The sequence below is a fragment of the Microvirga aerilata genome (assembly GCF_016743775.1).
Lineage (GTDB): Bacteria > Pseudomonadota > Alphaproteobacteria > Rhizobiales > Beijerinckiaceae > Microvirga > Microvirga aerilata.
Map to the genome: position 1 here is coordinate 1 of NZ_JAEQMY010000144.1, position 8734 is coordinate 8734.

Sequence of the window (8734 nt, forward strand, 5' to 3'; positions counted from 1 at the left end):
CCACTGGCTCAACGCGTTCGCGGCTTGAACCATCGAATGGGACTCGGCCGATCTTAATCGAAGATCCAGTCGTGATCCCCACACAACAAGGAGCCTGTTCCTCTCAAGCCGCTCGGCAGGCTTAACAGGCAACATGAGAGGTCGTGGGGCAGTCGATCGGCAGGCTAGGATCTATAACGGGTCGATCACAGTCATCCATCGTTGTTTGCGTCCGAACGATCCTGTTCCCGCCGGATAGCTTTTGATCCGCGCCACACCTCTTCATAGAGCCCGGCATGCTGTCGCTACGCACTGCGCTGATAATTTAATCGACGCGAGGAGCAGCGCGCAGACAGGCCGCTGCGGTCCCGCCATATGCCCGAGCCAGACCGCCGCTGCCAAGCAGCACTCCGCCAAACCAACGCGTCACAACCACGGCCACATGGTCGAGTTCGAGCCGATCGATGGCTTGGAGGATCGGCTTGCCAGCCGTGCCGCTGGGTTCGCCATCATCACTGAAGCGGTAGGTCTGACCAGCCCGCCAAGCCCAGCAATTGTGGTTAGCGTTCAGATCGGAATGGGCGGTGACAAACCCTCTAGCCGCCTGCTCGTTGGCGAGCGGGCCCGCCACGGCGATGAACCGGCTCTTCTTGATCACCTGCTCAAGCGATGTGGTTTGGTCCAGCGTAAACATGGGGCCCGCATTACACCCATCGTGCTGGCCAGGTAAGCTGAATCTCGCATCGATACGTCGGGCTCAATCCAGACCTGATGGGGCTCTTCGATCTCGGCTGCATTCGGGTCAGCCAGACGGATCGCATCACACGATGCCCTATTCTCCTGAGCGGGTTCGGCCGGTGAGTTCCCCGGCCTTAGGTAGCAAAGACCACCAAGTTCTCTAATGTCGCGGAGATCTTCCGCTATACCCTATGATGACAGGCGCGCCTCCAGAACCATGTTGAAGGGTCCCGTGACTACCCTTCTGACCTGCGTGAAGCCACCTGACCGGATGACCTCCGAGAGCTTTGCCTCGCCCGCCTGAGCCCCCAATCCTTCGCCCACTTCCTGATCGAGTGAGGTTGGCACGCAGATCATGGTCGACGCATTGTAATAGAGGCGGCCAACGGGGTTCATGTTCTCTTCGGGCCGGTCACCCGCAATGGGTTCCACAATCATCCATGAGCCGTCCTTCTTGAGGATGCGGCGCATGTGATCGGCGCAACCTCGAGGATCGCCCATGTCATGAAGACAGTCGAAACTGGTCACGAGGTCGAAGCCCGTATCCTTGATTTCCTTGGCTGTTGCCGCGACGAACTTGACCCGGTCATCCACCCCATGGGTCCGGGCATGGCTCTCAGCCTCTCCGATCGATGGCTCATGGAAGTCATAGCCGACGAAGGTGGCATTCGGGTACGCCTTCGCCATCAGGATCGTCGAGAAACCGACGCCGCACCCGACGTCAGCGACCCTGGCACCGGACGCGAGCTTCTCCTCGATGCCTTGGAGTGCCGGCAGCCAGGTCTGCACGATATTGTTCACGTAGCCGGGGCGGAAGAACGCTCCAGTCGCGCAGAACAGGCATCCTGCCGAGTCGCCCCAGCGAACGCCTCCCCCGGTCCGAAAGGCGTGTTCGACCTTCGGTTCTCCCTCGATCATCGCGGCCGCGAGATCGAAGGCGCCTTCGAGGTAGACGGGACTGTCCTCGTTGACGAACACCATCGCCTGCTCTGGCGAGAGACTGAACATCTGAGAGGTGCTGTCGTAGTCGATATACCCATTGGCGGCTTGCGCCAAAGCCCACTCCCTAACGTATCGCTCCGTCAGTCCGCCTGCGGCAGCCGCCAAGCCTGAAGCCGAAATCGGGCCGGTTCGATGCAGCGCCTTAAACAGACCTAGTCTCAGGCCGACCCTGACGGTTGGTATGCTGTACGCCCCGCCGAGGTCGCCGAGCATTTTGCCAACGAACGACTGAAGTTTAGCCTCATCAAGCCGTGCCATGTCATTCCCTCCCCAATAGCCCGTTAGCTGCCAAGGGAAACGCAAGCTGCGTATGACGCACCAGTGAACGCTCTAAGAGCGCGGAGTATAGGCGAAAGGCGCGGTTCTGTCACGGCAACACCCGCTGCGTGCAGCTTCGGCCGCTCATCCGGGGGGCAGGGATCCCTCAGCCAGGGTGAGAGGTGCGGTGGTTTTTGCTGCTTAATGCCGTTAAATGGGCGGTTCCATGGATGGCCGCGCAGACTTTCAAAGACTAGTCCATGTCATAAGGAGGATCGCGTTATGTCACAGCAAGCTGGATATCCGGAAAGCCAAAGCCAAGCTGGACCAAACCCGAGCCGCCATGCCTTTACGACTGGTCTGTCACAGGCGGAACCCTGATATCACCTTCTGTGACGCGGAACCGTGATCCAATCCTGACCGTCCTGCGACGGCTTCTTCCCCAGAGTGAGACGGTTTTGGAGATTGCCAGCGGAACAGGGGAACACGCCGTCTACTTCGCCGCTGCACTCCCACACCTACAATGGCAGCCCACTGACTATGAGGAGCAGGCTCTCAGCAGCATCGCTGCTCATCGTGCCGCCTCGGGCTTGTCCAATCTTCTTGCGCCCCTGATGCTCGACGCTGCCGCTCCGGAATGGCCTGTGAAGCAGGTGGATGCCGTTGTGGCCATCAACATGCTCCAAGTTTCTCCTTGGCCCGTAGTGCAAGGGCTGATGGCAGGAGCAGGACAGGTGATCTCGCCGGGAGGGATCCTCTACCTCTATGGGCCTTTCAAGGAGAATGGCGCGCATACGGCTCCAGGCAATGAGGCCTTTGACCACAACCTCAAGCTACGAAACCCGGAGTGGGGCGTTCGCGATATTGGAGAGGTAGCCGACCTCGCACGAACCTACGGGCTGGATCTTGTTGAGCGGGTTGTGATGCCCGCCAACAACCTGACCCTTGTCTTTCGGCGCTGATCTGTCTTGATTTTGCGCGGTGCTGGTGCGGGTCAAAGAGTCACGAACAGCAAATGAAATGAAGGTCTGCTCACCACCTCATGAGCAGACCGAAGAGCTTCTTCCGAAGAGTGCCACATGGAGACCTTATGCGGTGGCCTATTCTGGCAATTCGGGATAGGCCAGTCCCCTCTTCTCAAGCTTAAGCGGATGGCATCTGCTAACGTGGCTGCACTTGGGTTGAGAGGACGCCTGCCATGAGGATGTGGATCTCCATCGCCGCTGCCGCATTTGCCATCAGTCTGCCCCCCTCTGCCAGAGCACAAGACCGGCTCCTTGAGGAGACCGTCAACTTCACGGGGGCGATCCTCTACTACAGCCTTGGCGTGCCCGGTCTCATTATCGGAGCCGTGCGCAATGGCGAGACGGCCGTTGCCGGCTTTGGGCGGGTCAGCGACGATGTGGATCGGCCTCCTGATGGCGACACCCTGATGCGCGTGGGATCGATCACGAAGGTCTTCACCGGTACGGCTCTGGCAAGCTTGGCGGCTGACGGGACAGTGCAATTGACAGACCCGCTCGACAAGCATTTCGGCTGGAACGTATCCGTTTCGGCTCAGGATGGTCGGACCATCCGTCTCATCGACCCCGTCACGCATACCAGCGGCTTGCCGCGGGAGATCGAGCGCCCCCGAGCCCACCGGAAGATCCGATGAGGACCCTCACGAAAGACGAGTTCGTGGCCAATCTGCAACGGGACCGGCTTCTGTTCACCCCGGGAACAGGCGCGCTATACTCGAACTTTGCCTTCGATCTGCTCGCGACAGCCCTGTCCTCCGCGGCCAAGCGCCCCTACGAGGATCTGCTGCGCGAGCGCGTTCTACGCCCTGCGGGGCTGACGGCAAGTTCCTTCTCGCCCACCGAGGCCCAGCGATCCAACCTGATGCAGGGCCACGATTTTGATGGCAGCCCCATGCCGGTGGTTCCCACAAGTCCGATGGCTGGTGGCTCAGGCGGCCTCTACTCCTCAACCAACGACATCCTGCGCTGGCTGATCTGGCATCTGGATCGAACCGATGCGACCAGTGCCGAGGTCCGCCTTCTCGACCATACGGCCTACGTCGCGCGCGATGGATTGCATCCCGTCTCAGGCCTGGACGAGTCCGGTCACATGGACGCGGTGGGGCTTGGCTGGATCATCATGCAGCCTGAGGGCAGCAGGCCCTTGATCCTTCAGAAGGCCGGCGGCTTGCAGGGCGTCTTCACCTACACGGCATTCTCGCCGACCCGAGACATCGGCGTGTTTGTCGCGATCAACCGGTTCAATTTGCCGGCCGCCATGACCATGGCCAAGGAGGTCAATGACCTCATCAGCGAACTTACACCACGCTAATGCAAGCCCTGGCGAGCAGGCAGCACGCCGCCACCGAGACCTGATTGGCGGCATGAGTCATCAACGTGTCCCTACCGGCTCATCCCGGCGATAGCAGGAAGGGTTGATCACCATGGTACGATATCTTCTCCCGCTCCGTTTCCTCATGCTGCTGGCCTGTCTTTGGGCCCTGCTTGGGGCGATTCTGATGTTCGGCCTTGCCGGCGCCAAACTCCAACATGCCGCCGAGGCTCTATGGCTGGGCGGTTTTGGACAGGCAAAAACAATTACGGCTGCGGTCATGGGCGCAACGGACGCCTCCCTGTTCGGCGTGGTGCTGATCATCTTCGCCTACGCGATCACCTTTGGCTTCGTGTTCCGGCTGAATAGCCGTGCACGTGAGAGGGTGCCGGGATGGATGCAGATTGAGAACGTCAGCGAGCTCAAGCACGCGCTGATTGAGGTGATTATCGTTTACCTGGTGGTCGACTTCGCGACCGATCTCGCCACGGGGGACAGCGTCCTGGCTTGGGAGAGCCTAGTGAAGCCTGTCTCGGTCGTGCTGATTGGAGCCACGTTGCGGCTCATGGCTGTTCCTCAATCGCATGAGCATCAGCACCCAGAAGGTGGGTCCTTGCAGGCTCTTCCGCCCTCCAGCAGAGATACTGCCCACAGCCCAGAGAAGCGCCTCAGCCGGTAGCAGGCTCTCCGCTGCGGAACCGCCGATTTGTTGCTGGATTGCTCTGCCGTAACAGGCTCAGCAGCCTGTAAGGTGGGGGAACATATGCTCCAAGAGCCTCAACACTCCCTTGGCGTCCTCGACCTGGCTCGGTGGCTGGCCGGGCCAGCTCGCATTGGGCTCACTCCCGTCGAGATCGTTGCAGGATGCTGCGAAAGGCTGGTGGCCGCTGGCGTGCCGCTTTATCGGGTGCGCGTCGGCCAGCGCCTTGCCAATCCTCTCATTGGAGCGTGGGGCGTGATTTGGGTGCGCGGGTCGGGAGCCGAGGAGTACACTGTCCCCCGCACTATATTGGCGACAGGCTCATACACGGGCAGCCCCTTCGAGCGTGTCGTCAAGACACGCACCCAATTTCGCCGCTCGCTCCGAGACCTCGATGCCGCACATGACCACCCGGTACTTGTCGAGTTGGCGGCCGCAGGCAGTGCAGACTACTTGGCCATACCCATTGCGTACGGAGACGGCTCGGTCCAGGGAGCCTCCTTCACGACCGACAGGATGCAGGGCTTCAGCCCGCGGGAGGTAGCATTCATTGAGGAGTTGAGCCCCTTTCTTGCCGCAGCGCTGGAGCCTGCCGCAATGCGCCGCTCGGCCGAGAGCCTTCTTCGAACGTACCTTGGCGATGGTCCAGCCACGCGCGTCATGGCAGGTGCTATCCGGCGGGGCGACTGGATCGAGATCGAAGCAGCCGTGCTGCTAACGGACCTGCGAGGATACACAGCTCTCTCCGAGCAGTTGCCGCCTGATCAACTGCTGGACCATCTTGGCCGGTATCTTGAGCTTGTTGTCGGGGCAGTCCAATCGGAGGGCGGTGATGTGCTGAAGTTTGTTGGCGATGGGGTTCTCTCGATCTTTCCCGTTGGAGAGGGCGGGCGACCGGAGGCCGTCGGCGGGGCTCTCCGTGCCCTTGAGGCTGCTTTGACGAGAACTGATCCGGTCGGCGACCTGCACTTTATCGGATGCCTGCATGTTGGCTCCGTGACCTACGGCAACATCGGTAGCCCAGACCGTCTGGACTTTACGGTGGTTGGTCCGACGGTCAACCTGGTCAGCCGCTTGGAAATGGTCGCGAAGAGCACAAGCAAGGTGGCAGTCTGCTCCCGGGAGGTGGCTGCCCTTCTTCCCGCCGAGGCTGCAAGCGCATTTGGTACCTTTGCGTTGAGGGGTGTTCCAGACGTGCAGACTGTCTTCCAGTTGCGCGGACTTGGCGAGCACACGTTAAACCCTTTGTGACGGTCCTGAACGGCACCGGGCGTGGTGCCGCCCTCCTTCAGGCGCAGATACCGGAGGCGCTGGGATTGGTTCTCTTTTCAACCCATGGATATCCCACACAGCCATTCCGGAGCGTGCAAGGTCTCACACACTTCGGACCCGTGTTTGATGCAAGACAGTCTACGAAGGCCCGTACCGGGTCAAACTGAGCCGTTTGGCGTGGCTTTATGAAGGTCAGCTTACCCTTCGACCGCCGAAATCCGGCTAGGGTCAGCTTGGTGCCAAATCCTGACCCTCACCGGGGGCTCTTTGGCATCTCATCGAACGCGAGGTACTGCAACCAAACTGCCAAAAAATGAGTGAATGACCATCAGGAAACCCGTACATCGCAACCGGTATCAACTATAATGCTGGCTCGTACTGACACCTGAGCCTGAATACGAGTTTTGCGCCATGCAGGATCTCGTTTCACGGGCAATGGTGGAGACCCAGATGGTTCCATGATCTTGGTGCAAAACGGGTAGGGCGACAACGGGGGCTGCTATGTGGAGAGGATCATGGCAATTCTCTATGGAGATGACTGGCCCGACCTCATCGACGGCACCAACGGCCGTGACTTGATCTACGGCTACGGCGGTGACGACGATATCTATGCCGGCTGGGGCTACGATCTCGTTTTCGGCGGCAGCGGTGACGACTACATCAATGGCGGCACGGGTGACGACGATCTTTACGGGGGTTCCGGGCAGGACCGTCTCATCGGCGGCAGTGGCTACGATGTGCTGCTCGGCCAAGCTGGCAACGATGATCTGTACGGCGGATCCGGCTACGACGACCTCTTTGGCGGCTCCGGCCTGGACTACCTGAACGGCGGCTCCAGCGATGATTGGCTCAACGGCGGAAGCGGACGGGACTGGCTTGTGGGGGGCACAGGCGTGGACGTGTTCGTCTTTGACCGTGGCTCATCGGGGATCAGGACGGCAAGCGCGGATACCATCGCCGACTGGAATGCGTCAGTTGACTGGCTCGACATGAGCATCAGGGGGACGTCGACCAACTATCGGGAAGCCAGCACAACCGCGACCTCAGTTGCAGCGGCAGCCGCTCAGGCCGAGAGCACGTTCACGAGCGCGAGCGTTGCTCATGTCTTCTTGTACAACCCAACGACAGACCGCGGCTATCTGCTCTCCGATCTGAATAACGACAACCGCTTCGAAACGGGTGTGGTACTGCGTGGTGCAGGCAGTGCAGCCGATATGAACTATCTGTTCATCGTCTGACCGGCAGACCTGTCAACTGGCAGCAAGAGGCGTCAATCAGGCCCCTCTTGCTGCGCCTTCACCAACTTCACCGCCCGCACCCATCCCGCCCAGCGGTCGCTGCCGAGATTTAGTACTCGCAAACCTGAACGAGGCGACGGACAACCCGGCCCCACGGGTCGATGACCCGGCGTCGGGCCCAGTAGCACTCGCTGTCATAGGCCGCGCCCGCGTACAGGTACGGGTAGTTGTAGCCGTAGTAGGGATAGCTCAGCGCTCCAAGCGTCAGGCCAGCGAGCAATGCGCCTCCATAATAGGGATGGCCCCTGCCGTAGGAGCCGCCATAGTACGGGTAGCGCCAGCCGCGTCCATAGTAGCCACGATCGTAGGGCCGACCGACACTGACAACACGGCCATAGCCGCCGAAGCCAGGACCGGCGATGGCAGGCCGGAAGCCGCCGCGGCGACCCTCAAAGGAGCCTCCACGGAAGCTCGGCCGGCCAGCAAGCGCGGTACCGCCGAAGCCGCTTGGCCCCGCCATTCCGATCCGGGGCAAGCCGCTTATAGGAGGACGGGGAACCATCGCTCCTCCGCCGCTTCGGAAGCTTGGTGCACCGCCTCGGAACCCGGGCCCACTGCGTTGGGCAACTGCAATATCTGGGATGAGAAAGGCGCTTGCCGCAAGAATCCCCAACGCCACGAGAGACTTGTTCATCGCTCTCCTCCGTGTCCGGCTAGAGCATTGGACGAGAAGTCGGATCCGATGAGTTCTGCACCTCAGCAATCCCGAAGCCGCCGGTGGTGCCTCCGCTTAAAGGTCCGACGCTCTAGGGCAAACATTCTAGCACAACACAGCGATTGACGGAGGATCGAAATCGCGATGAGCGAACGCATTCTTTGGGTCTCAGCAACCCGGAGCAGACCACTCGCCTCGCTGATAGCTTCCAAAAGGATGGCCTGATCGGGGACAGATCTCCCGCGCTGCTGATCATGAGTGAGGTCAGATCGCCCGGTCATGTCCAAGGCTGGGTAGACCTCTTCCCCTGCTCAGACTCGGCCTGCCCCTTGCAAGCCATCCACTCTCGCGAGGAGATTAGCGCCACATTGGCCAGCTTCCGGAACCTCGTACAGGTAGACAGTCCCATCGGATTGCTCGTTCACACATGAACATTGCCGAAGGCCAGTTCGCCCTCCCCCTTCGGCCGACGCAGCGAGGCAAACAGGACCCAGCCAT

General features: G+C 60.6%; 8 protein-coding genes and 1 pseudogene. 6 read left to right on the forward strand and 3 right to left on the reverse strand.

Going from position 1 to position 8734, the window contains the following annotated elements:
- Positions 1-307 precede the first annotated feature (307 nt).
- Positions 308-673 (reverse strand): annotated as a pseudogene (locus JKG68_RS29675) (IMPACT family protein); the annotation flags it as partial.
- Positions 674-906: 233 nt separating this feature from the next.
- Complete coding sequence (locus tag JKG68_RS29680; protein ID WP_202065740.1) at positions 907-1977, reverse strand: class I SAM-dependent methyltransferase; 1071 nt, start codon at positions 1975-1977, stop codon at positions 907-909.
- A 392-nt stretch (positions 1978-2369) separates the two neighbouring features.
- Between JKG68_RS29680 and JKG68_RS29685 the strand changes: the two genes are divergently transcribed.
- The 6 genes from JKG68_RS29685 to JKG68_RS29705 all read left to right on the forward strand — a co-directional run bounded on the left by JKG68_RS29685 (position 2370) and on the right by JKG68_RS29705 (position 7521).
- A complete protein-coding gene (locus tag JKG68_RS29685) occupies positions 2370-2939 on the forward strand; it encodes a DUF938 domain-containing protein (protein WP_312891037.1) in 570 nt (189 codons plus the stop codon).
- Positions 2940-3175: 236 nt separating this feature from the next.
- Positions 3176-3634 carry a serine hydrolase gene (locus JKG68_RS34385; RefSeq protein ID WP_281399261.1) on the forward strand — a complete coding sequence of 153 codons (459 nt, stop codon included), beginning with the start codon at positions 3176-3178 and terminating at the stop codon, positions 3632-3634.
- Positions 3631-4311: a serine hydrolase gene (locus tag JKG68_RS34390; RefSeq protein ID WP_281399262.1), complete on the forward strand. Its 681-nt coding sequence runs from the start codon at positions 3631-3633 to the stop codon at positions 4309-4311. The genes JKG68_RS34385 and JKG68_RS34390 overlap by 4 nt, the downstream gene beginning before the upstream one ends.
- 112 nt (positions 4312-4423) lie before the next feature.
- A complete protein-coding gene (locus JKG68_RS29695) occupies positions 4424-4990 on the forward strand; it encodes a YqhA family protein (RefSeq protein WP_281399263.1) in 567 nt (188 codons plus the stop codon).
- 84 nt (positions 4991-5074) lie between these two features.
- Positions 5075-6262 (forward strand): adenylate/guanylate cyclase domain-containing protein, encoded by a 1188-nt coding sequence (locus tag JKG68_RS29700; RefSeq protein ID WP_202065744.1) that lies wholly within the window; start codon positions 5075-5077, stop codon positions 6260-6262.
- Between the two features lie 536 nt (positions 6263-6798).
- Positions 6799-7521 (forward strand): calcium-binding protein, encoded by a 723-nt coding sequence (locus JKG68_RS29705; RefSeq protein ID WP_202065746.1) that lies wholly within the window; start codon positions 6799-6801, stop codon positions 7519-7521.
- Positions 7522-7630: 109 nt separating this feature from the next.
- On the opposite strand, the gene JKG68_RS29710 is transcribed toward JKG68_RS29705, so the two are convergent.
- Positions 7631-8041, reverse strand: coding sequence for a hypothetical protein (locus JKG68_RS29710; RefSeq protein ID WP_202065748.1), 411 nt, complete (start codon positions 8039-8041; stop codon positions 7631-7633).
- Positions 8042-8734 lie beyond the last annotated feature (693 nt).